Source organism: Pseudomonas sp. FP1762 (assembly GCF_030687105.1).
Taxonomy (GTDB): Bacteria; Pseudomonadota; Gammaproteobacteria; order Pseudomonadales; family Pseudomonadaceae; genus Aquipseudomonas; species Aquipseudomonas siliginis.
Window position 1 is genome coordinate 1,650,353 of record NZ_CP117458.1, and the last position, 23,125, is coordinate 1,673,477.

Annotated in this window: 22 protein-coding genes; all 22 read left to right on the forward strand. The window is 60.0% G+C overall.

Annotated features, from left to right (window positions below; all coding sequences use genetic code 11):
• Nucleotides 1-78 precede the first annotated feature (78 nt).
• Entirely contained in the window at nt 79-852 is a 774-nt protein-coding gene (gene rfbF, locus PSH90_RS07230) for a glucose-1-phosphate cytidylyltransferase (protein ID WP_041478997.1), read from the forward strand.
• Nucleotides 834-1,916: a CDP-glucose 4,6-dehydratase gene (gene rfbG, locus PSH90_RS07235; protein WP_252879641.1), complete on the forward strand. Its 1,083-nt coding sequence runs from the start codon at nt 834-836 to the stop codon at nt 1,914-1,916. Before rfbF ends, rfbG begins: the two co-directional genes overlap by 19 nt.
• Nucleotides 1,913-2,473, forward strand: coding sequence for a dTDP-4-dehydrorhamnose 3,5-epimerase (gene rfbC, locus PSH90_RS07240; protein WP_252877683.1), 561 nt, complete (start codon nt 1,913-1,915; stop codon nt 2,471-2,473). The genes rfbG and rfbC overlap by 4 nt, the downstream gene beginning before the upstream one ends.
• Nucleotides 2,470-3,696 (forward strand): class I SAM-dependent methyltransferase, encoded by a 1,227-nt coding sequence (locus PSH90_RS07245; protein WP_258707775.1) that lies wholly within the window; start codon nt 2,470-2,472, stop codon nt 3,694-3,696. The genes rfbC and PSH90_RS07245 overlap by 4 nt, the downstream gene beginning before the upstream one ends.
• Complete coding sequence (locus PSH90_RS07250; RefSeq protein WP_305382437.1) at nt 3,693-4,544, forward strand: NAD(P)-dependent oxidoreductase; 852 nt, start codon at nt 3,693-3,695, stop codon at nt 4,542-4,544. The genes PSH90_RS07245 and PSH90_RS07250 overlap by 4 nt, the downstream gene beginning before the upstream one ends.
• Nucleotides 4,541-5,611, forward strand: coding sequence for a class I SAM-dependent methyltransferase (locus tag PSH90_RS07255; RefSeq protein ID WP_305382438.1), 1,071 nt, complete (start codon nt 4,541-4,543; stop codon nt 5,609-5,611). The genes PSH90_RS07250 and PSH90_RS07255 overlap by 4 nt, the downstream gene beginning before the upstream one ends.
• A gap of 17 nt (nt 5,612-5,628) precedes the next feature.
• Nucleotides 5,629-6,366, forward strand: a complete 738-nt coding sequence (locus tag PSH90_RS07260; RefSeq protein WP_038860482.1) for a cephalosporin hydroxylase family protein — start codon at nt 5,629-5,631, stop codon at nt 6,364-6,366.
• Nucleotides 6,367-6,421: 55 nt separating this feature from the next.
• Nucleotides 6,422-9,334, forward strand: a complete 2,913-nt coding sequence (locus tag PSH90_RS07265; RefSeq protein ID WP_305382439.1) for a TIGR00180 family glycosyltransferase — start codon at nt 6,422-6,424, stop codon at nt 9,332-9,334.
• Between the two features lie 28 nt (nt 9,335-9,362).
• Complete coding sequence (pseB, locus tag PSH90_RS07270; protein ID WP_041479004.1) at nt 9,363-10,364, forward strand: UDP-N-acetylglucosamine 4,6-dehydratase (inverting); 1,002 nt, start codon at nt 9,363-9,365, stop codon at nt 10,362-10,364.
• Nucleotides 10,361-11,524 (forward strand): UDP-4-amino-4,6-dideoxy-N-acetyl-beta-L-altrosamine transaminase, encoded by a 1,164-nt coding sequence (gene pseC / locus PSH90_RS07275; protein ID WP_150636644.1) that lies wholly within the window; start codon nt 10,361-10,363, stop codon nt 11,522-11,524. Before pseB ends, pseC begins: the two co-directional genes overlap by 4 nt.
• 6 nt (nt 11,525-11,530) lie before the next feature.
• Nucleotides 11,531-12,226 carry a pseudaminic acid cytidylyltransferase gene (pseF, locus tag PSH90_RS07280; RefSeq protein WP_150636646.1) on the forward strand — a complete coding sequence of 232 codons (696 nt, stop codon included), beginning with the start codon at nt 11,531-11,533 and terminating at the stop codon, nt 12,224-12,226.
• Nucleotides 12,223-13,728, forward strand: a complete 1,506-nt coding sequence (gene pseG / locus PSH90_RS07285; protein WP_236167930.1) for a UDP-2,4-diacetamido-2,4,6-trideoxy-beta-L-altropyranose hydrolase — start codon at nt 12,223-12,225, stop codon at nt 13,726-13,728. The genes pseF and pseG overlap by 4 nt, the downstream gene beginning before the upstream one ends.
• Nucleotides 13,721-14,773, forward strand: coding sequence for a pseudaminic acid synthase (pseI, locus tag PSH90_RS07290; RefSeq protein ID WP_305382440.1), 1,053 nt, complete (start codon nt 13,721-13,723; stop codon nt 14,771-14,773). The genes pseG and pseI overlap by 8 nt, the downstream gene beginning before the upstream one ends.
• Nucleotides 14,774-15,000: 227 nt before the next feature.
• A complete protein-coding gene (locus tag PSH90_RS07295) occupies nt 15,001-15,927 on the forward strand; it encodes a ketoacyl-ACP synthase III (RefSeq protein WP_016771093.1) in 927 nt (308 codons plus the stop codon).
• Between the two features lie 87 nt (nt 15,928-16,014).
• Nucleotides 16,015-17,304, forward strand: a complete 1,290-nt coding sequence (locus tag PSH90_RS07300) for a motility associated factor glycosyltransferase family protein (RefSeq protein WP_305382442.1) — start codon at nt 16,015-16,017, stop codon at nt 17,302-17,304.
• Nucleotides 17,301-17,567, forward strand: a complete 267-nt coding sequence (locus tag PSH90_RS07305; protein ID WP_252877687.1) for a hypothetical protein — start codon at nt 17,301-17,303, stop codon at nt 17,565-17,567. Before PSH90_RS07300 ends, PSH90_RS07305 begins: the two co-directional genes overlap by 4 nt.
• 242 nt (nt 17,568-17,809) lie before the next feature.
• On the forward strand, nt 17,810-18,670 hold the full coding sequence (locus PSH90_RS07310; protein ID WP_016771090.1) for a flagellin domain-containing protein: 861 nt from the start codon (nt 17,810-17,812) through the stop codon (nt 18,668-18,670).
• 72 nt (nt 18,671-18,742) lie between these two features.
• Entirely contained in the window at nt 18,743-19,099 is a 357-nt protein-coding gene (locus tag PSH90_RS07315; protein ID WP_041479011.1) for a flagellar protein FlaG, read from the forward strand.
• A gap of 82 nt (nt 19,100-19,181) precedes the next feature.
• The gene (gene fliD, locus PSH90_RS07320) at nt 19,182-20,630 is read left to right on the forward strand and encodes a flagellar filament capping protein FliD (RefSeq protein ID WP_095180716.1); all 1,449 of its coding nucleotides are present in this window, start codon (nt 19,182-19,184) and stop codon (nt 20,628-20,630) included.
• 129 nt (nt 20,631-20,759) lie between these two features.
• The gene (gene fliS / locus PSH90_RS07325; protein WP_041479013.1) at nt 20,760-21,158 is read left to right on the forward strand and encodes a flagellar export chaperone FliS; all 399 of its coding nucleotides are present in this window, start codon (nt 20,760-20,762) and stop codon (nt 21,156-21,158) included.
• A gap of 11 nt (nt 21,159-21,169) precedes the next feature.
• Nucleotides 21,170-21,466, forward strand: coding sequence for a hypothetical protein (locus PSH90_RS07330; protein ID WP_016771085.1), 297 nt, complete (start codon nt 21,170-21,172; stop codon nt 21,464-21,466).
• A 172-nt stretch (nt 21,467-21,638) separates the two neighbouring features.
• Nucleotides 21,639-23,114, forward strand: a complete 1,476-nt coding sequence (locus PSH90_RS07335; protein WP_041479014.1) for a sigma-54 dependent transcriptional regulator — start codon at nt 21,639-21,641, stop codon at nt 23,112-23,114.
• Nucleotides 23,115-23,125 lie beyond the last annotated feature (11 nt).

The following is a 23,125-nucleotide window of genomic DNA, read 5'->3' on the forward strand; positions in this document are numbered from 1 at the left end:
CGGCAGAAGGTTTGGCCAGAAGGCCTGCGACGCTCAAAAAAGCAGTGCGCAGCCCGGTGACGTACGAGAGGGGAGACGATGAAGGCAGTAATTTTGGCGGGTGGCCTCGGCACGCGCATCAGTGAAGAGTCGCACCTCAAGCCCAAGCCGATGATCGAGATTGGCGGCAAGCCAATTCTCTGGCACATCATGAAGCAGTATTCCGCCCACGGGATCCACGACTTCGTCATTTGCCTGGGCTACAAGGGCTACGCGATCAAGGACTTCTTCGCCAACTACTTCCTGCATACATCCGACGTCACTTTCGACATGCGCAACAACCGCATGGACGTCCATCAGAACTACAGCGAGCCGTGGAGTGTGACCCTCATCGACACCGGCGAGGAAACCATGACCGGTGGCCGCCTGTTGCGTGCCGCGCGTTATCTCAAGGATGAAGAGGCGTTCTGCTTCACCTATGGCGACGGCGTGTCCGACATCAATATTGCTGAGCTGGTCGACTATCACAAGGCTCACGGCCGCCTGGCGACCGTCACTGCGGTGCAGCCGCCAGGTCGTTACGGCGCGCTTGAACGTCAAGGTGACCAAGTGCTGGGTTTCACTGAAAAACCCCGTGGTGACGGTGGCTGGATCAATGGCGGTTTCTTCGTGCTGTCGCCAAAAGTGCTGCCCTACATCAGCGATGACAGCACCACCTGGGAAGCCGAGCCGTTGGCCCGTCTGGCTCAGGACGAACAACTGAAAGCCTTCGAGCACGAAGGTTTCTGGCATCCGATGGACACCCTTCGCGACAAGAACCATCTCGAAGCGCTGTGGCAGAGCGGGGAGGCCCCATGGAAGCAATGGGCCTGAGTGCGGAGTTCTGGCGTGGCAAGCGCGTCTTGGTCACCGGACACACTGGATTCAAAGGCAGTTGGCTGACCCTTTGGCTGCAAAGCCTTGGTGCGCAAGTCAGCGGTTTTTCCCTGGATCCGTCGACTGAACCGAGCCTGTTCGAACTGGCGCGCGTGCACGAAGGCATCAAAGATCAACGCGGCGACCTGCGTGACCTCGGCGCCTTGCTGGAAATCATCGCCGAGACCGAACCGGAGATCGTCCTGCATCTGGCGGCGCAGCCCTTGGTGCGCGAGGGCTATCGCGATCCGCTCGGCACCTATTCAAGCAATGTCATGGGTACGCTGAACCTGCTCGAAGCGATTCGTCAGGTCGGCGGCGTGCGCGCCTGCGTGCTGGTCACTACCGACAAGGTCTACGCCAACAAGGAATGGCTGTGGCCGTACCGCGAAGACGAAGCCCTTGGTGGACACGATCCTTACAGCAGCAGCAAGGCCTGCTGCGAGTTGCTCGCGCAGTCGTACGCCGCGTCGTTCTTCCCGGCGGACAAACATGCCGAACATGGTTTGGCCCTGGCGACCGCACGCGCCGGCAATGTGCTGGGCGGCGGTGACTTTGCCCCGGAGCGACTGATTCCCGACGTGCTCAAAGCTTGGAGTGCCGACGAGCCGGTGACCCTGCGTTACCCGCAAGCCGTGCGCCCATGGCAGCACGCCCTTGAACCGCTGGCGGGTTACCTGCAATTGGCCGCAGGCCTTTATGAGCGAGGTCCGGAGTATGCCGGCGCGTGGAACTTCGGCCCCGGTGAGGCGGACATGTGCAGCGTCGGCGAAGTCGTCGAATTGCTCGCCAGCCGCTGGCCGCAGGCACCTGGTTTGCGTATCGAAAAAAGCGAACTGCATGAAGCCGGCCTGCTGCGCCTGGACAGCAGCCGTGCGCGGCAATTGCTGGGTTGGCAAGCGCGCTGGACCTTGCAGCAATGCCTGGCCCAGACCCTCGACTGGCATCTGGCGTGGCAGAACGGCGATGACATGCGCGCTGTAACTCTGGGCCAATTGAATCTGTACCGAGGCGCGCTGTGAGCGAGTTTTCCCTGAAAGCGTTGCCATTGGCCGGTCTGTTCAGCGTTCAGCACAAACGTTTCGAAGATCAGCGCGGGCACTTCGCCCGGTTGTTCTGCGAGGGCAGCCTGAGTGCGTTCGGCAATGAATTTCATATCCGCCAGATCAACCACTCCTGCACCCGCGAGAAGGGCAGTGTGCGTGGCCTGCATTATCAGAATGCCAACGCCCCGGAAGCCAAACTGATCACGTGCCTGCGCGGTGAAGTCTGGGATGTTGCGGTGGATCTGCGTCCTGAGTCGGAAACCTTTTTGCACTGGCACGCCGAGCACTTGAAGGCGGGCGATGGCCGCAGCCTGTTGATTCCGGCCGGTTTCGCTCATGGCTTTCAGACGCTCACCGACGACGCCGAATTGCTCTATCTGCACAGCGCCGATTACGCGCCGGAGCACGAGGGCGGCTTGTCGGTGAACGATCCTCGGCTGGCGATTGCCTGGCCGTTGCCTGTCAATAATTTGTCAGCGCGCGATTCCAGCCATCCTGCGCTCGATCAACACTTTGCTGGAGTGCGTCTATGAATTGCCGTGGGTGCGCTGCACCGCTGAATCTGCCGCTGATCGACCTCGGTACTTCGCCGCCGTCCAACGCCTACGTGCATGCCGATCGTCTGGAACAGGCCGAGCAATGGGTCCCGCTCAAAGTCGCGGTGTGCCAGCAATGCTGGCTGGTGCAGACCGAGGACTACACCAGTGCCGACAGCCTGTTCGATGCCGAGTACGCCTACTTCAGTTCGTTCTCCAGCACTTGGCTGAATCACGCCGAGCGCTATGTCGCCGAGATGAGTGAGCGCTTCGGGCTTAACGCCGACAGTCGTGTGGTCGAGATCGCCGCCAATGACGGTTACCTGCTGCAATACGTCGCCGCGCGCGGGATCCCATGCCTGGGCGTCGAGCCGACTCGCAGCACCGCACAGGCTGCACGCGAGAAAGGCCTGGAAATTCGCGAGCTGTTCTTCGGCTGCGACACCGCCACGCAATTGCGCAACGAAGGCTGGAGCGCCGACCTGATGGCGGCCAACAACGTGCTCGCGCATGTGCCGGACATCAACGATTTCCTCGCCGGCTTCGCGACGTTGCTCAAGCCGACCGGCGTCGCCACCTTCGAGTTTCCGCAACTGCTGACGCTGATGGCTGGCGCGCAGTTCGACACGCTGTATCACGAACATTATTCCTACCTGTCGCTGACCGCCGTGCAGACCCTGTGCGAGCGCAATGGCCTGGAAGTGTTCGACGTCAGCCAGTTGAGCACTCACGGCGGCTCGCTGCGCGTATTCGTGCAGCGCAAGGACGGCCAGCGCCGCGCTGTTCTCCCGGCAGTTCAGCAACAACTGCAGGCCGAGCTCGCTGCCGGGGTGACAACTGCCGAGTTCTACGCGACCCTCGCGCCTGCTGCCGAACGCATCAAACATGACCTGCTGCGCTTCCTGTTGCAGGCCAAAGCCGACGGCAAACGTGTGGTCGGTTACGGCGCGGCGGCCAAGGGCAATACCTTGCTCAACTACGCCGGAGTCAAAGCGGATCTGCTGTCCTGGGTGGCCGATGCCAACCCGCACAAACAGGGCAAGTTCTTGCCGGGCAGTCGCATCCCGATTGTTGCGCCAGCGCAGATCGACATTGAGCAACCGGACTACGTGCTGGTGCTGCCCTGGAACCTGCTGCACGAAGTCAGTCAGCAACTGGCGCAGGTGCGTCAGTGGGACGGGCGCTTCGTCATCGCCGTGCCTGAGTTGAAAGTGCTGTGAAAGTTCTGGTCACTGGCGCCACGGGCTTTGTCGGTCGGCATCTGGTTGCTGCATTGCTTGAACGCGGCTGCGAAGTTCGCGCGGTGGCGCGCAACGCAGAAACCGCGCAGGGCATGCCATGGATCAACCACGTCGAATTCGTCGCAGCAGACATTCACGCTGCCGACCTGAATGTCGTCGCGCTGACCGAAGGCATCGACGCACTCGTGCATCTGGCCTGGCCGGGGTTGCCGAACTATCGGGCGCTGTTTCATTTCGAGCACAACCTGATGGCGGATTACCGCTTTATCAAATGCGCGGTCGCGGCGGGTGTGCAGCAGGTGCTGGTGACCGGCACCTGCTTCGAATACGGCATGCAGAGCGGTCCGCTCAGCGAGTCAACCGAGCCACGGCCGAGCAATCCATACGGTCTGGCCAAACATACGCTGCACCTGTTTCTGCAGAATCTGCAGCAGGAGCAACCGTTCACATTGCAGTGGGCGCGGTTGTTCTATCTGCATGGTCAAGGGCAGAACCCCAACAGCCTTTTGGCCGCGCTGGATCGGGCCATCGATAGCGGCGAGGCGTCGTTCAACATGTCGGCCGGTGAGCAGTTGCGCGATTTCCTCGCGATTGAAACCGCCGCGAGTCATCTCGCCGCGATCCTCCATCAGCGCGACTTTGGTGGCGTGATCAACTGCGCCAGCGGCCATCCGGTGTCGGTGCGTGCGCTGGTCGAACAGCGCTTGCGTGAGCGTGGCGCAACCCTGGATCTGAACCTCGGCCATTACCCGTATCCGACCCACGAACCGCTGGCGTTCTGGGCCGTCACCGAGCGCTTGCAACAGTTATTGGGAGAGTCGCCATGAGGCACGAGTTGTACCGGGCCACCGGCCTGCCGGTGTTGCAGAACCGCACTTTCGCCGATGCCGAATCGGCGCGGGCCTCGGCCAGCGCCGACATGGTCCTTGTTCAGGACGAGCGTAGCGGTCTGGTCTTCAACGCCGCGTTCGATGCCGACAAGCTCAGTTATGACGCCGACTATCAGAACGAGCAGGCGCACTCCGGCCAGTTCCAGCAACACCTGCGCGATGTCGAAGGCATCATCGGCAAGCACTTCAAGGGCCGCGAGCTGATCGAGGTCGGCTGCGGCAAGGGCTACTTTCTCGAGCTGCTCAAAGGCCTCGGCTATTCGATTACCGGCATCGACCCGGCTTATGAAGGCGAAAACTCCGAGGTGATCAAGGCGCCGTTTACGCGCGGCCTCGGCCTGGCGGCAGATGCCATTGTGCTGCGTCATGTGCTGGAGCACATCGAAGACCCGGTGAGCTTTCTGGCCGTGATCGCCGAGGCCAATCAGGGCGGGCAGATCTATATCGAAGTGCCGTGCCTGGACTGGATCCTCGAGCACAAGGCCTGGTTCGACCTGTTCTACGAACACGTCAATTATTTCCGCCTCGATGACCTGCGCCGGATGTTCGGCACGGTGCACGAGGCCGGGCATCTGTTCGGCGGCCAATATCTGTACATCGTCGCTGATCTGTCGACGTTGCGCCTGATACCCGAACAACCGGTGCCGCGCCTGACTCTGCCGGAAGATTTCAGCGCCAGTCTCGACCGTGCCGTGCAGATCATCCGCTCGGCGCCTGCGCAGGGTTCAGCGATCTGGGGCGCTTCGTCCAAAGGCGTGATCTATTCGCTGTACCTGCAACGCGCCGGCGTTGCGGTCGATCGCGTAGTCGATATCAACCCGGCCAAGCAGGGGCGTTATCTGCCGCTGAGCGGCGCGCGCGTGTCCTCGCCGCAAGAGGCCATGGATGCGCTGCCGGAAGGCGCGCACCTGTTTGTGATGAATTCCAATTACCTCGAAGAGATCAAGCGGATGACCGGTGGACGCTACGTCTATCACGCCGTCGACAGCGCTTCGTTTCAGTGACCCTTGAGATGACCAACATGACCGACAACAGCATCAACCAAGCCTTCGAAGCCGAGTGCCGCGAGCAGATCGCCCAGCAAGGTGACGACCCGAAACTGACCGGCCTGGCCCGGGATTTCTTCAACGAATCGGCCAAGCACAAATACAGCTACCACTTCTCGTGGATGGGCCGCCCTATCATCCAGCTGCCGCAAGACATGATGGCCATGCAGGAGATCATCTGGCAGGTCAAGCCGGACCTGGTTATCGAGTGCGGCATTGCCCACGGCGGTTCGATCATCTACTACGCCTCGCTGCTCGAGCTGCAAGGCCACGGCGAAGTGCTCGGCATCGACCTCGACATTCGTCCGCACAACCGTGAAGCCATCGAAAGCCACCCGATGGCCAAGCGCATCAAGATGATCGAAGGCTCAAGCATCGACCCGGCCATTGCCGCTCAGGTGCAGGCCGCCGCCAAAGGCAAGAAAGTCATTCTGGTCCTCGACTCCAATCACACCCACGATCACGTGCTCGAAGAGCTGCGCCTCTACGCGCCGCTGGTGTCGGTCGACAGCTATTGCGTGGTCATGGACACCGTGGTTGAAGACATGCCGGCCGATTTCTTCCCGGATCGTCCATGGGGCCCGGGCGACAACCCGAAAACCGCCGTGTGGAAGTACCTGGAAGAGAACCAGGACTTCGAAATCGACCAGCAATTGCAGAACAAACTGCTGATCACCGTGGCGCCGGACGGCTACCTGCGTCGCGTTCGTTAATTCGCAACATTTACCCAGAGTTGTTTCGGCGAGTCGCCGGTTGTGGAGAGAAGTTATGCAAGGCAAGTACAGTTCTGAACTGACGCTACCGCTCGATGAGCTGTTGACGGTGGTGCTCATTACCCACAACCGACCGGCGTTCCTGCGTCGGGCTGTGAAGTATTACAGCGACTTGCCCTGCAAGATCATGGTGCTCGACTCCTCGCCGGAACGTCCGGAAGGCGATTTTTCCGCCGTCGATTACCATCATGTGCCGCAATTCGCGTACTGGGGGATGCAGGCCAAACTGGCCTATGGTGTCGAGCAACTGACCACGCCGCACATGGTGCTGGCGGCCGATGACGACTTCATCCTGCATGATTCATTGGCCGAATCCGTGGGTTTCCTGCAGGCCAATCCGGATTACGGCATGTGCCACGGCTACTGCCTGATGTACCTGACGCTGGCCGGTGGCGTCAGCTACTACCGCCGCGACAAAAAGGTCCAGGAAGACTACTGCTCTGAACAGGCTCAGGAGCGGGTCATCGATTACATGAGCCAGTACATCCCGCCGTTCTATGCGGTGACCCGTACTGATCTGATGAAGACCTGGCACTCGGCATTGCCACCCGCCACCAGCTTCCAGTGGCAGGAAATCGGCCATGTCTATTTCCTGCTGGCCAGTGCCAAAGCACGGATTCTGCCGATCCCTTATGTGGTTCGGGAGATCAACTACGGTGCCTCCGAACACAGCACCGAGGTGTATCACTCGCTGACCTACGTCGATGCCAAATCGGTGGCCGAGCGTGAAGCCTTTGCCGAGTTCCTTGCCGCGCTGCCAACCCAGATCAAAGGGCTGGACGCCGAGCAGGGCAAAGCGCTTGCCCTGCAAAGCTTCGAGGCAATGGTCGACAGCCTGCAATCGAATCGAGCGCTGACCGCGGAGCTGATCATCCAGTCCACCTGGAATCAGGAGCTCAAGTACCCGGATCGTCGTTTCGGGCCTTTGCAGTACGTGGAAATGCCGTTCTACAACGAGGCATTTTTCGACCGCCTGGCGCAGTTCGAATTCATGCTGCACGCCATGCCGGCGGGGCGCATCCAGCTTGAAGGCCTGGAGGGCGTCTGGACCCGTCAGGCGCACTTGCTGCAAGCACGCAACAACGACACGCCGGAAAGCGTTCTCGACCGTTTGTGGCAGGCTCACGATCTCAATGCGTTCAATCGCACCGTGATCAAGCGGCTGGCGGCTCAGCTGACTGCGATGGGCCAAGCCGAAGAGGCGCAAGCGATGCAGGCCTGGATCGAGCGTCTCGAAGCGTTGACCGTCGATGACCATCATGCGGTCATGGACAAGATGCAGTCCGGTCGCCTGCTCAACTGGCTGGCCGCACGTGCGCCCGGCGCTCACCTCGAGGCAATCGGCCAACATCTGGCGGTGAATGGCGGCGGGCCGCAGTTCGGCATTTTTCTGCTGGATCTGGACGACGACATCGACAAGCTTCAGGTGTCTCTCGACAGCTTGCTGGAAGGGCAGTGCAAGGCCTTCCGCATTGTCGTGTTCACCACCGGCGAAGCGCCCGCCGCGACCACGGCGCAGAACACCCTGCATTTTGTCCGAGTGACCGCGGGCAATCTGATCGACAAGCTCAATCAAAGCGCTCGTCAATCGCCGTGTGACTGGCTGCTGTTGGCTGAAGCCGGTGATGAGTTCACTGCCAGCGGATTGTTGCGCGCCAGCCTGGAGTTGATGAACGCCGGCGATTGCCGCGCGGTATCCACCGACGAAATCCAGCGTCAGGAAAACGGTGCCCTGACCGACGTGTTCCGGCCGGGCTTCAACCTTGATCTGCTGCTGAGCCTGCCAACGCTGATGGCGCGGCACTGGCTGGTACGGCGCGATGCGCTGGTCGAAATCGGCGGCTATCGCGCTGATTTCAGTCAGGCACTGGAGCTCGATGTGCTGCTGCGTCTTATCGAAGAACACGGCCTCAACAGCCTGGCTCACCTCGACGAGCCGCTATTGATCAGCCAGGCACCAGAGCTGGTCGAGAATGCTGATGAGCGCCTGGCGCTGCTGCGCCATTTGGGCAATCGCGGTTACAAGGGCAAAGTGACGTCAGCGGTTCCGGGGGTTTACCAGATCGACTACCACCACAGTGATCGTCCGCTGGTGTCGATCATTATTCCGGCGGGCAGCGATCTGGCGGTGCTGCAACGTTGCCTTGAAGGTGTGTTGCTGCGTACCCGTTACCATCACTATGAAGTGCTGATCGCCGCCACTGCGGATCAGACGGCTGAGATCAATGACTGGCTCGGGACTTACAAGCACTCCAGAGTGCAGGTGCTGCGTACTGATCGGACGTTGAGCGCAGCAGGATTATTCAACGCGGGCAGTCGTCAGGCGCGTGGCGAGTACCTGGTGCTGCTCGCCGCCGATGCGGAAGTGGTCAATCCGAACTGGCTCGACTCTTTGCTCAACCATGCTCTGCGTCCGGAGGTCGGCGTGGTCGGGCCAAAACTGATCGACCGTGATCGCAAGATCAGCCAGGCGGGATTGATCCTGGGCATGAATGGCGGGGTCGATTCGCCCTTCGTCGGTGAAGATCACGATGCCGACGGTTACCTGCACCGCTTGGCGGTGGAACAGAACTACTCGGCGGTATCGAGCGTGTGCCTGATGGTCCGCAAAGAGTTGTACGAGGCGCTCGGCGGTCTGGACGAAAGCACATTTGCCGAAGGCTTCAGCGATGTCGATCTGTGCCTGAGCGCCGGGCAGGCCGGTTATCTGACGGTATGGACTCCGGCGGTGCAAGTCATCCATCAGGGCGGTATGCCTGACGCCCCGCAAGCGCTGCTGGCCCTGCGCGAAAAATGGCCGGCGGCATTCGTTCAGGATCAGGCCTACAACGCGAACCTGAGCCTGAAGGGCAAAGGCTTCGTGCTCGATGACAATGCTTCACTGGACTGGGCACAGTTGCTCGCTTAAGCCTGGCGACAGGGACGGAATTGAAAAAATGTTCAACGGTAAATCGATCTTCATCTCCGGCGGCACCGGCTCGTTCGGGCGCAACTTCATCCGTCGCTTGCTGGAGCAATACCAGCCCAAGCGTGTGGTGGTGTTCTCCCGCGACGAGCTGAAACAGTACGAGATGCAGCAGACCTTCAATGCGCCGTGCATGCGTTATTTCATCGGTGACGTGCGTGACGCCGACCGCTTGCGTCAGGCCATGCGCGGTATCGATTACGTGGTGCATGCCGCCGCGCTAAAGCAGGTGCCGGCGGCGGAATACAACCCGACCGAATGCATCCGTACCAACGTCAACGGCGCGGAAAACATCATCGCCGCTGCGATCGATAACGGCGTAAAGAAAGTCGTCGCGCTGTCCACCGACAAGGCGGCCAGCCCGATCAATCTGTACGGCGCGACCAAGTTGCTTTCGGACAAATTGTTCGTCGCCGCCAACAACATTGCCGGCGAGCAGCAGACCCGTTTCGCCGTGGTGCGCTACGGCAACGTCGCTGGCTCGCGCGGCTCGGTGGTGCCGTTTTTCAGCAAGCTGATCGCTGACGGCGCGCAAGAATTGCCGATCACCGACGAGCGCATGACGCGGTTCTGGATCACCCTCGACCACGGCGTGCAGTTCGTCCTCGACAGCTTTGCGCGGATGCACGGCGGCGAAGTGTTCGTGCCGAAGATCCCGTCGATCCGCATCGTCGATCTGGCGCGCGGCATGGCTGAACATCTGCCGCACAAAAACGTCGGCATTCGTCCGGGCGAAAAGCTGCATGAACTGATGGTGCCGCTGGACGATGCGCGCATGACCCTGGAGTTCGAGGATCACTACACGATTCAGCCGTCGATTCGTTTTACCAGCGTCGACGTCGATTTCGCCGTCGATAAACTCGGTGAACGTGGCCGTGCGGTGGGCGAGGATTTCGAGTATCGCTCGGACACCAACCCGCATTTCCTTTCAGTGGGGCAGATCGCCGATCTGCACGCGAAGCTGTCGGTATGATCCCTTACTGTCGGCAGAGCCTTGATCAGGCGGACATCGACGCGGTGGTCGAAGTCCTGCAATCGGACTGGCTGACCCAGGGGCCGACCATAGAACGTTTCGAGCAGGCGATGGCCGAGCGCTGTCAGGCGGATTTCGCCGTAGCGGTGTGCAATGCCACGGCGGCGCTGCACATTGCCTGTCTGGCTGCTGACCTGGGGCCGGGCGATCGCTTGTGGACCTCGCCAAACACCTTTCTTGCCTCGGCCAATTGCGGGCGTTATTGCGGCGCTGATGTTGATTTCGTCGACATCGATCCGCTGACCTGGAACCTCGATGCCTTTGCCCTTGAAGCGAAGCTGGAACAGGCCGAGCGCGACGGCACGTTGCCGAAAGTCCTCGTCGCCGTCGCGTTCTCCGGGCAGAGCTGCGATATGCGGCGCATCGCCGAACTGGCGGTGCGCTACAACTTCACCGTGATCGAAGACGCCTCCCACGCAGTGGGCGCGAGCTACGCCGGCCGCCCGGTCGGTTGTGGCGAGTTTGCGGCAATGACGGTGTTCAGTTTTCACCCGGTGAAAATCATTACCAGCGCCGAAGGCGGCATGGTCCTGACCAATCGCCCGGTGCTGGCCGAACGTCTGCGACGCCTGCGCAGCCACGGCATGACCCGCGATCCCGAGCACATGACCGAGCCGAGCCACGGGGCGTGGTATTACCAGCAAGTCGAGCTGGGCTTCAATTACCGGATCACCGATCTGCAAGCGGCGCTGGGACTGTCGCAACTACGCAAACTTGATGAGTTTGTCGCACGTCGCCGGGAACTGGCCGCGCGTTACGATCAGTTGCTCGCCTACCTGCCGCTGACCTTGCCGAGCGCGCAGCCGGAAGCCGATTCGGCGTGGCACCTGTATGTGGTGCGCTTGCAGACCGAGCGCTGCAACCTCAGTCATCGCCAAGTGTTCGAAGGTTTGCGCAACGCTGGCATCGGCGTCAATCTGCACTACATTCCCGTGCACTTGCAGCCTTACTATCGAGAGCTGGGCTTTGCCGAGGGCGATTTTCCCGAGGCCGAGCGCTATTACGCCGAGGCGCTCAGCTTGCCGCTGTTCCCTTTGCTCAGTGAGGCACAACAGGATCAGGTGGTCGAGCAACTGCGTCGGCTGCTGCTTGAGGAGTAAGGCACCGTGAGCTGCGTCGCGATCATCCCCGCCCGTGGTGCCAGCAAGCGCATTCCGCGCAAGAATCTCAAACCGTTCGACGGCGTACCGATGATCGTCCGCACGATTCGCACGGCGCTGGAGTCAGGGCTGTTCGAGAGCGTTGTGGTCAGCACCGACGATGACGAAATCGCCGACGTCGCACGAGCACATGGCGCTGAAGTGCCGTTCATGCGACCGGCCGATCTGGCCGATGATTTCACCGGTACCGCTGCGGTGATCGTGCATGCTTTGCAGCAATTGCCGACGTTCGATTACGCCTGCTGCGTGTACGCGACCGCGCCGTTGTTGCAGGCGCGTTATCTGCGTCAGGGTCTGGATTTGCTCAAGCAGCATCCGCACAAGTCGTTTGCCTTTTCGGTGTGCGGTTTCGGTTTCCCGGTGCAGCGCGCACTGACCCTCGACGAGGAGGGCGCTTTGATGTCCATGTACCCCGAATTTCGTACCACCCGTTCGCAGGATCTGCCCGAAGCGTTTCAGGATGCCGGGCAATTTTACTGGGGGCGCAGCGAAGCGTGGCTGCGTGGCGAGACGCTGTTTTCGCCAGCGAGTCTGCCGGTGATCCTGCCGCGTCATTTGGTCCAGGACATCGACACGCCCGAAGACTGGCAACGCGCCGAATACCTGTACGCCGCACTCAGAGCCGGCGGAGAACTGCAATGAGAGTGCTGATCCGCGCCGACGCCTCGCCAACCATCGGCAGCGGCCACATTGCCCGCTGCCTGACCCTGGCGCGGATGCTGCGCGGGCAGGGCAGTCATGTTGCGTTTGCCTGTCGGCGTTTGCCGGGGCATCGACTCGAAGCCTTGAGTGCCGAAGGCTTCGAGACCTTTGCACTGCCCGAGCGCTATCGCGACGAAGACCCGCTGCAGGCTATCGAATCGATGTTGCCGTGGCAGTTCGATATTGATGCACTGGGCCTGCTGCTGGATGGGCAGGCACCGTTCGACTGGATCATCGTCGACCATTACGGCCTCGATCATCACTGGCAAACCGCTGCCCGGCGCTGGGCGCATCGAATCGCCGCCGTGGATGATCTGGCCACGCGGCGTTACAGCGTCGATCTGCTGCTCAATCAGAACCTCTCGGGCTTGAGTGAAAACTACGCGGCGCTGCTGCCGCCAGGCTGTCGCACCTTGCTCGGCCCGCGCTACGCCATGCTGCGCGAAGAATTCAACTGCGATGCCATCGAGATCAAACCGAAGGCCCGGCGCGTGCTGGTGAATTTCGGCGGTTTCGACGCGGCGAGGCAGACTCACCACGCGATGCTGGCGCTGGCTGATTTCACTGAGTTGCAGGTGGATTTCGTCGCTGGCGCCGACAACCCGGCGTGGACGCAGATGCAAGCGTTGGCCGAGAAGCGACCGAACTGGCGCCTGCACAGTTTCGTCAGCGATTTCCATCAGCGCATGACTGAGGCCGATCTGTTTATCGGCGCTGGCGGTGGCACCAGTTGGGAGCGCGCGGCGCTGGGTTTGCCGACCATCTGCATCGCCGTGGCGAACAATCAACAGGCCAACGGCGAAGTCATGGCCGCTGCCGGTGCGCATGTGTTCATGGGTGCTCGGGAACAGGTCAGCGTCGAGCAGTTGCGTGATGCGGTCGGCTTCGTCGTGAACAATCATTTTTTGCGCCGCAGCCTCGCCGAGCGTTCGCGGCAACTGGTCGACGGGCGCGGTGCCGAGCGTGTGGCGGCGGCGCTGGCCGGTGCGGTGCTGAAACTGCGCCCGGCGACCCAGGACGATGCGCAGTTGCTGTTCGATGGACGCAATGCCGAAGCAGTGCGGCGCTGGTCGCTGGAAACCGGCGTTATCGATTGGGCGCAGCATCTGCACTGGCTGACGGCGAGTCTGCGCAATCCGCAGCGACTGCTACTGATTGCCGAGGCGGACGACGGCCCGGTCGGGGTGCTGCGTTACGACTTGCGCGGGTTTGAAGCCGAAGTCTCGATTTATCTGCTGGAGGGGCGTTTCGGCCTCGGTTGGGGCAGGGCAGTGCTCAGCCGTGGCGAAGCGTTTGTCGCTGCGCACTGGCCGCAATTGACGCGCATTACTGCGCGGGTCATGCCGGCCAATCAGTCCTCATTGAAAGTCTTCCGCGACGCCGGATTCATCCAGGAAACCTGTGCGTTCAGCCGTGTTTTGAAGGATCACCCGCATGTCTAGTTTCAAGATTGGCCACCACACCATCGGTGCCGATGCGCCGCCGTTCATCATTGCCGAGATGAGCGGCAACCATAACCAGTCTCTCGACGTCGCTTTGCAAATCGTCGAGGCGGCAGCCAAGGCCGGGGCGCATGCCTTGAAGCTGCAAACCTACACCGCCGAAACCATGACCCTGGATTTGGCTGAAGGCGAATTCTTCATCAAGGATCCGGGCAGTCTGTGGGCCGGCACGTCGCTCTACGATCTCTACGAAAAAGCCCACACACCGTGGGAGTGGCACGCGCCGATTTTTGCTCGGGCCAAAGAGTTGGGAATGCTCGCGTTCTCGACGCCGTTCGATGACAGCGCGGTGGATTTTCTCGAAAGCCTTGAAGTGCCGGCGTACAAGATTGCCAGTTTTGAAAACACCGATCTGCCGTTGATCCGTCGAGTGGCAGCGACCGGCAAACCACTGATCATCTCCACCGGCATGGCCAGCATCGCCGAACTGGATGAAACCGTGCGTGCCGCCCGCGAGGCCGGCTGCAAGGATCTGGTGTTGCTCAAGTGCACCAGCACCTATCCGGCCACGCCACTCAACAGCAACGTGCGCACGATCCCGCATCTGCGCGAGCTGTTTGGTTGCGAGGTGGGGCTGTCAGATCATTCGATGGGCGTTGGCGTGTCGGTGGCGGCGGTGGCGCTGGGCGCGACGGTGGTGGAGAAACACTTCACCCTTGATCGTTCGGCCGGTGGTGTCGACGCGAGTTTTTCCCTTGAGCCTGCGGAGCTGGCCAGTCTGGTCGTCGAAACAGAGCGTGCCTGGCAGGCCATGGGCCAGGTGCATTACGGCGTCACCGAGGCCGAGCGCAAGTCGCTGGTCTATCGCCGTTCGCTGTATGTCACCGCTGACATGGCTGCCGGTGAAGCCTTTACCGGGGACAATCTGCGCGCCATTCGTCCCGGCCTCGGCCTGCCGCCCAAGCACACCGATGCCGTCCTCGGACGCCGCGCGCGCACCGCGATCAAGCGCGGTACGCCGCTGGACTGGTTGCTGGTCGAATAGGCCAATCTGCCATCGATTCGGCAAAATAGCGTGACCTGCGAGTCATAACGCGCATCTTCACTGTATTGTATTGACCGGGGAGATGGCGCCTGGCCCGTTTTGCGGTTCCAGTGATAGCCCTTTGCGCTTCCCGTGGCTGCCCATTGTGGCGGCCGTTTTCTGTTTGTCGGCGCCCCTCGAATGCTTGCGAGCGGTGGTTTTGGGCTGTTTTTTATTGGGAAGCCGTAATGATTGGCATAAAAAGCATTGCGAGCTACGTTCCTGTAGCCGGCGTGGACAATTACGCACAAGGTGCAAAATTCGAAAAGGATGAAGAGTTCATCCTGGGCAAGATCGGTTCGGCGTTCCTGCCGCGCAAAGACGCTGAGCAGGAAACTTCTGACCTGTGCGTGGAAGCGGCCAATGCGCTGTTTGCCAGCAATCCTGAACTGAAGCGTGAATCGATCGACGCGCTGATTGTCGTCACCCAGAACGGTGATGAAGAAGGCCTGCCGCACACAGCGGCAATCGTCCAGGACAAGCTCGGCCTGCCGACCAATGTCGCAGCGTTCGATATCTCGTTGGGCTGCTCCGGTTATGTATACGGCATCTACGCGATCAAGGGCTTCATGGAAGCCGCCGGCCTGAAGAATGGCCTGCTGATCACCGCTGACCCGTACTCGAAAATCGTTGACCCGGAAGACCGCAACACCACCATGTTGTTTGGCGATGCCGCCACCGCCACCTGGATGGGCGAAAACCCGACCTGGGCGCTGGGCAAGGCCAAGTTCGGCACCGACGGTTCCGGCGCACCGCATTTGAAAGTCAGCAACGGCGTGTTCTTCATGAATGGTCGTCAGGTCTTCAACTTCGCTCTGCTGAAAGTCCCGGCGCACTTGCACGAGCTGCTCGACGATTCCAATCTCAAGGCTGATGACATCGACGCATTCTGCATTCACCAGGGCAGCGCGGCGATTGTCGACGCCGTGGCGCGACGCTTTGAAGGCGAACCGGAGAAGTTCATCAAGGACATGGTCGAGACCGGCAACACCGTGTCGTCGAGCATTCCGCTGCTGTTGGAAAAACATGTGCTCGATTCCGACTGGCAGCGCGTTGCGCTGAGCGGTTTTGGTGTCGGTCTGTCGTGGGGCTCGGCGATCATCTATCGTCCGTAAGCTGCAGTAAAAACCACTGATACAAAAATAGCGTTCAAGGTTAACCTTGAACGCTATTTTTTTGCCCGAGAAGGAGCGCGAGGCGCCATGAGCGAGTTTTTCCAAGCCAATGCCGAGGTATTGCAACGGCGCTGGCCGGCGCTGTTCGAGCGATTGATGGCTGAAGACAGCGCGTCCGTGCAGGCCGAACTCGTGCAAGGACTGGGCTCGACGCTGAGCGTCGATGGCATTCAGCTCACCAGTCGCCATGATCGTCTGCATGAGGCGCAAATCCAGGCGGCGAGCCTGCCGGAAAAACCGCATGTTCACGTCTATGGCACTGGCTTGGGCGACTTGCCCGCCGTGCTTCTTGAACATGCGGGGCTCGAGCGCCTGTACGTACACATCCTCAACGGTGCGCTGTTCGCGCTGGTGCTGCAACTGCTCGATCAGCGCCAGTGGCTGCAGGATCCTCGGGTAGAGCTGTTTTACGCCGGTGATCATCCTGACTTCTTCACGCCATTCTTTGCCTTGCCGGCCGAGATGCTGCTGGCCGATGACTTCAATGCAAAGATCCGCGATCGGCTGATCAATGAAGTGCACCTGACGTTCAACAACCGCGATTTCGATCCGCAGTCGCCAGAAATCCAGCAACGCTTGCAGGAATGTCTGCCGGTGTTGCTTGGCGATGCCGATGTGGCGCAGTTGTTCGGTAGCTGCGCCGGGCGCGAAGTCTACGTGATCGCCACCGGGCCGACACTGGAGCAGCATTTCGAACGTCTGGCGGCGATCCGTCAGCTTGCTGAGCGGCCGTTGTTCATCTGCGTTGATACGGCCTATCGGCCATTGCGTGAGCACGGCATCGAGCCTGATCTGGTGGTGAGCATCGATCAGCGCATCGGCTTTCGGCATCTGCCGTGCGAGGCGTCCGAGAACATTGCGCTGGTGTACTTGCCGATGAGCGATCCGCAGGTATTGAAGGCATGGAAGGGCAAGCGTTATGGCGGCTATTCGGCCAGCCCGATCTACAGCGACCTGCGAGAACAGTATCCACGCGGTGAGCTGCATGTCGGCGGTAGCGTGATCCATCCGGCGGTGGATCTCGCGGTAAAAATGGGCGCGAGTCGAATCACTCTGTTCGGCGCCGACTTCGCCTTCCCGATGAACAAGACCCACGCCGGTTGGGACGACGGCGATTTAGGCCCGCCGCTGGCCCAGGCGCGGCACTGGGTGCGCGATGGTCATGGTCAGCGCGTCAGCACTCAGCTAAATTTTCGCGGCTATCTATGTGTGCTTGAGCGTTATATCGCTGCGCATCCGCAGGTCGAGTTTCTCAACAGCAGCCGCGCCGGTGCATCGATTGCCGGGACCGCTTTCAATCCGGAGTTCGTGCAATGAGTGCGCTGAACCAGAGTCAGCATCAGTGCCGCCAGTGCGCGGCTTTGTTTCGCTTGGGGCGTGATGTCGAGGCGGCGTTGACGATGGTCGATGTATTCGAACAGGCTCAACTATGCCTGGCGTCTGCCTCGGAGAAGGTGCAGCAGGACTGGGCACAGGTGCTCACGCAAATGCTCGACTGTCAGGAGCGCCAGGACTGGTTGGGCCTGGCTGACTATATGGAATACGAACTGGTCGAATTGCTGGAAAGTGCCAGGCGCTGAACCGCTGCGCCGCGCTGGCCCGCGGCTTTGCGTTACAGGCGGTTTTATGACGTCATTTTTTCGCGCTGGATGTGCTGCTAAGTCTTTGTTTTCTCGGGGGTGGCGTGGTGATGGCAAAATTTTTTCAAAAAGCCCTCAAGCAACCTGCAAACCCGACGATAACTATTACGAAGGTTCTCTAGGCCATACCCGGCGGTTGCCAGGGCCGGAAGCCGCAGTACCCAACCAACGAGGAATTCGTCATGGCTTTAACAGTAAACACCAACACCACATCGTTGAACGTTCAGAAAAACCTGAACCGCGCTTCCGACGCTCTGTCCACCTCGATGCAGCGCCTGTCTTCCGGCCTGAAAATCAACAGCGCCAAAGACGACGCCGCTGGCCTGCAGATCTCCAACCGTATGTCCTCGCAGATCCGCGGTAACACCCAGGCCATCCAGAACGCCAACGACGGTATCTCCGTTGCCCAGACCGCTGAAGGCGCTCTGCAAGCTTCGACCGACATCCTGCAGCGTATGCGTGAACTGGCTGTTAAAGCTCGTAACGGTACCAACGGCACCGCTGACCAGACCGCTACCAACGCTGAATTCGCTCAGATGTCTGACGAAATCACCCGTATCTCGGCTGCTACCAACCTGAACGGCAAAAACCTGCTGGACGGTTCGGCTGGTACTGTGACCCTGCAAGTTGGCGCAAACACCGGTTCGGCTAACCACATCGACCTGGTACTGAGCTCCAAGTTCGACGCCGTCAGCCTGTCGGTAGGTAGCGGTACTGTAGTTCTGACCGGTACTTCGGGTACTGGTGCTGGTTCTGCTTCGCAGAACATCGACAACGCGATCACTGCAATCGACGCCGCTATCGCTGCAATCGGTGCAACCCGTGCCAGCCTGGGTGCTTCGCAAAACCGTCTGACCAGCACCATCTCCAACCTGCAGAACATCACTGAAAACACCACCGCTGCTCAGGGTCGTGTACAGGACACCGACTTCGCCGCAGAAACTGCTAACCTGACCAAGCAGCAGACTCTGCAGCAAGCTTCGACCTCCGTACTGGCTCAAGCCAACCAACTGCCTTCCGCTGTACTGAAGCTGCTTCAGTAATCCGGAACAAGTTTAGGCGGGGGAGTGCGCTTGTCGTGCTCTCTCGCTTTTTTACGTTAAGAGGTGATGGGCATGGACATGAGCGTAAAGCTTAACGTGTCTTATCCGGCTCCCAAGCCAGTGACACCGGTTGCTGACAAACCGTCAGAGCTGCCTAAAGTCCAAAAGACTGAAGCACCGGTCGCTGCCAAGGATCAGGATTCGGACGGCGCCAAGTTGAAGCTGGCGGTGCAAGAGATCGAAAAGTTCGTCCAGTCGATCAAGCGTAATCTGGAGTTCTCGATTGACGAGCATTCCGGCAAGGTCATCGTCAAGGTGATCGCGAGCGAGACGGGTGAAGTCGTTCGACAGATTCCTTCCGCCGAAGCCCTCAAACTGGCCGACAGCCTCGCCAATGCAAGTCATGTATTGTTCGACGCCAAGGTCTGATAAATGGCATGAATAGTGTTTGTTCGTTCTCAGGACGCGTGTAACGGTCAAAAGAATGGCAGCAATCTGAAGGGAGATGCACATGGCAAGTCCAATTTTACCGGGTTCCGGACTGGGTTCCGGCCTGGACATCGGCGCGATCGTGACCGCGCTGGTCAACGCCGACAAGTCTGCCAAGCAGACGCAGATCGATACCGCGACCAAAAGCAACAGCCTGAAGATTTCCGGCGTTGGTTCGCTGAAAAGTGCACTGGCGGCCTATCAGAAAGCGATGGGTGATCTGAACAAGGCAACAAGCCCGGCGTTTGCCGGTTTTACTGCAACCTCGGATACGCCAACTGTCGTCGGTGCCACTTCGGATAAAACCGCCGTGCCGGGTACTTACAGCGTAGTCGTGAAAAACCTGGCCACCGGCTCCAAAGTTGCCAGTGCCGCCTTTGCCGGCGGGGCCGCCAGTGCCATTCCGAGTGGTACTCTGAAAATCAGTCAGAATGGCATTGATTACAATGTCGCGATTCCGGCCAATGCCACCTTGCAGTCCACGCGCGATGCGATCAACACCGCGCAGTCCAGCAATGGCATTTCCGCGAACATCGTGACTGACAGTACCGGCGCCTCGCGTCTGGTACTGAGCTCCAACAAGACGGGCGCCGGCATGGACCTGCAGGTCAGCGGTATCGCCGGTCTCGAGATCGATGGCACCCAGAAGATGGGTGACAGTCCTGCGGCAGGGGCATCCGGTGCGGTCGGTGATGTGGCCAAGGACGCGAGCCTGACCATCGACGGACTGGCCGTTACCAGCAAGACCAACACCGTCACCGGTGCGATCAGCGGCATGACGCTGAATCTGGTCACTGCGAGTCCCGTCGTGGGCGGCGTGCCAACGCCGGCTACTGTATCGGTTGCGACCAATACCGCCGGCATCCAGACATCGCTGCAATCGTTCATCGATTCCTATAACACCCTGAAGAAAACCATCGACACGTTGTCCAAGGCAACGCCGGATGCCGATGGCAATCTGACCGTTTCGGCGGCGTTCACTGGTGACGCTCTGCCGCGTTCGTTGATGGCGGACGTGCGCGCTCAGTTGACAGATCCAGGGGCGGGCGGAGCAGGCCAATTGTCCGTGCTTTCACAGATGGGTGTGTTGACTGACAGTAAAACCGGTTTGCTGACGCTCGATACTGCAGTGTTCAACAAGCGTATGGAAATCCCAGGCATGGCTGGCCAGGTTCAGCAGCTCTTCAGCGGCACCGACGCCAAGAATGGTCTGTTGGCGCGTATGACTGCGGCGGTTGATCCGTACGTCAAGACCGGTGGGCTGCTGGATCAGCGCAGCTCCAACTTGGCGAGTCTGACGAGCGGCTTGCAGAAGCAGCAGGCGGCGCTGGATCTGCGGGTTGCCAACCTGACGTCGACATTGACCGCCAAGTACAACGCCATGGACTTGCTGGTAGGGCAGATGAAGGCAACGGCGAGCAACATCACGTCGTTCTTCAGCTCGCTGAACGCTCAGCAGTCGGCGAAGTAACAGTCAGTAACGACAAAAACCCGGCTACGCTTTATCGGCGTGCGCCGGGTTTTTGTCTTTTGATCTAAAGTTTTCGGGCCGGTTGGCGATACACTGGTTATACGAGTCAACGTGGCAATGAGGTAGAACATGAACCCGATGTTAGCCCTTCGGCAGTACCAGAAAGTCGGCGCCCATGCGCAGACGTCCGAAGCGAGCCCGCACCGCCTGGTGCAAATGTTGATGGAAGGTGGCCTGGCCCGGATTGCGCAGGCCAAGGGCGCCATTGAGCGCAAGGATATTCCCGGCAAGTGCACGGCGATCAGCAAGGCCATCGGCATTGTCAGTGGCCTGCGTGAAGGTCTCGACCTTGAAAACAATGCAGAGGCACTGGCCGATCTGGATGGCCTGTACATCTACATGATGAAGCGCCTCGCCGAGGCGAACATCAGCAGCGATCCCCGTGTACTCGACGAAGTCGCCGGCCTGCTGACCACGGTCAAAGAAGGTTGGGACGCCATCGCGCCCGTGCCGGCTCCGCAGTTCTGAAGGAGATCACCATGAGTCTTGTATTGCAGCGAATTGCCGATACCCGTGAAGCGTTGGTCGGAGCATTGGCCGAGCGAAACTGGGAAGCCATTGGCGAGCTGGATCTGGCTTGCCGTTCCTGCATGGAAGACGTCATGGCGGAAGCTTCGCTGGACGAAGTTGCGTTACGCGATAACCTTGAAGAGCTGCTATTCGTCTACAAAGAGCTTCTCGAGGTGGCAATGGGCGAGCGGCAGGCGATAGCCAACGAGATGTCGCAGATCACCCAAGCGCAAAAGGCTGCAAAGGTTTACCATCTGTTTGGTTGATTAACCGTCAGTTGAACCAGAGATGTGCGCCATAAATTTGACTGTGCACGGTTTTTTGACTTAACTAGTGGCTATTATCAGGTTTAGGGCGTCTACAGGCACAAGGTGTCCTGCAAGCGTCTCGCTTGCCCCATTTTTCGGGCATTGAGTTGACTAGGGAAGTTGCTATTGCATGTGGCGTGAAACCAAAATTCTGCTGATCGATGACGATAGCGTCCGCCGCCGCGACCTGGCGGTGATTCTAAATTTTCTTGGCGAAGAAAATTTACCCTGCGGCAGCCATGACTGGCAGCAGGCAGTCGGCTCTTTGTCGTCTAGTCGTGAAGTCATTTGCGTACTGATCGGGACCGTTAATGCTCCTGGCGCGCTTTTGGGCTTGCTAAAGACACTCGCAACCTGGGATGAGTTCCTTCCGGTTTTGTTAATGGGCGATAATTCTTCCGTTGACCTGCCTGAAGACCAGCGTCGCCGCGTGCTGTCGACCCTGGAAATGCCGCCCAGCTACAGCAAATTGCTCGATTCGCTGCATCGCGCCCAGGTCTATCGCGAAATGTACGACCAGGCCCGCGAACGCGGCCGTCATCGCGAACCCAATCTTTTCCGCAGTCTTGTCGGCACCAGCCGTGCGATTCAGCACGTCCGGCAGATGATGCAGCAAGTGGCCGACACCGACGCCAGCGTGCTGATCCTCGGCGAGTCCGGCACCGGCAAGGAAGTGGTCGCGCGCAACCTGCACTATCACTCCAAACGCCGCGACGCGCCATTCGTGCCGGTCAACTGCGGGGCGATCCCTGCAGAGCTGCTGGAAAGCGAACTGTTCGGCCACGAGAAGGGCGCCTTCACTGGCGCGATCACCAGCCGTGCCGGGCGCTTTGAGCTGGCCAATGGCGGCACGCTGTTTCTCGACGAAATCGGCGACATGCCGCTGCCGATGCAGGTCAAGCTGCTGCGCGTATTGCAAGAGCGCACCTTCGAACGCGTGGGCAGCAACAAGACCCAGAGCGTCGACGTGCGCATCATTGCCGCAACGCACAAGAATCTCGAAAGCATGATCGAGATCGGCTCGTTCCGCGAAGACCTCTACTATCGCCTGAACGTGTTCCCGATCGAGATGGCGCCGCTGCGTGAGCGCGTCGAAGACATCCCGCTGCTGATGAACGAACTGATCTCGCGCATGGAGCACGAGAAGCGCGGTTCGATCCGTTTCAACTCGGCGGCGATCATGTCGCTGTGCCGTCACGGCTGGCCGGGCAACGTCCGCGAACTCGCCAACCTGGTCGAGCGCATGGCGATCATGCACCCGTACGGGGTGATTGGCGTGGTCGAGTTGCCGAAGAAATTCCGCTACGTCGACGACGAAGACGAGCAGATGGTCGACAGCCTGCGCAGCGATCTGGAAGAACGCGTGGCCATCAACGGCCATACGCCGGACTTCAGCGCCAATGCACTGCTGCCGCCTGAAGGTCTCGACCTCAAGGATTACCTCGGTGGCCTGGAGCAGGGCCTGATTCAGCAAGCGCTGGACGACGCCAATGGCATTGTTGCCCGCGCCGCTGAGCGTCTGCGCATCCGTCGCACAACCTTGGTCGAGAAGATGCGCAAGTACGGCATGAGCCGGGCCGGAGGAGATGAACAGGCGGATGATTGACGCCTGTTTTT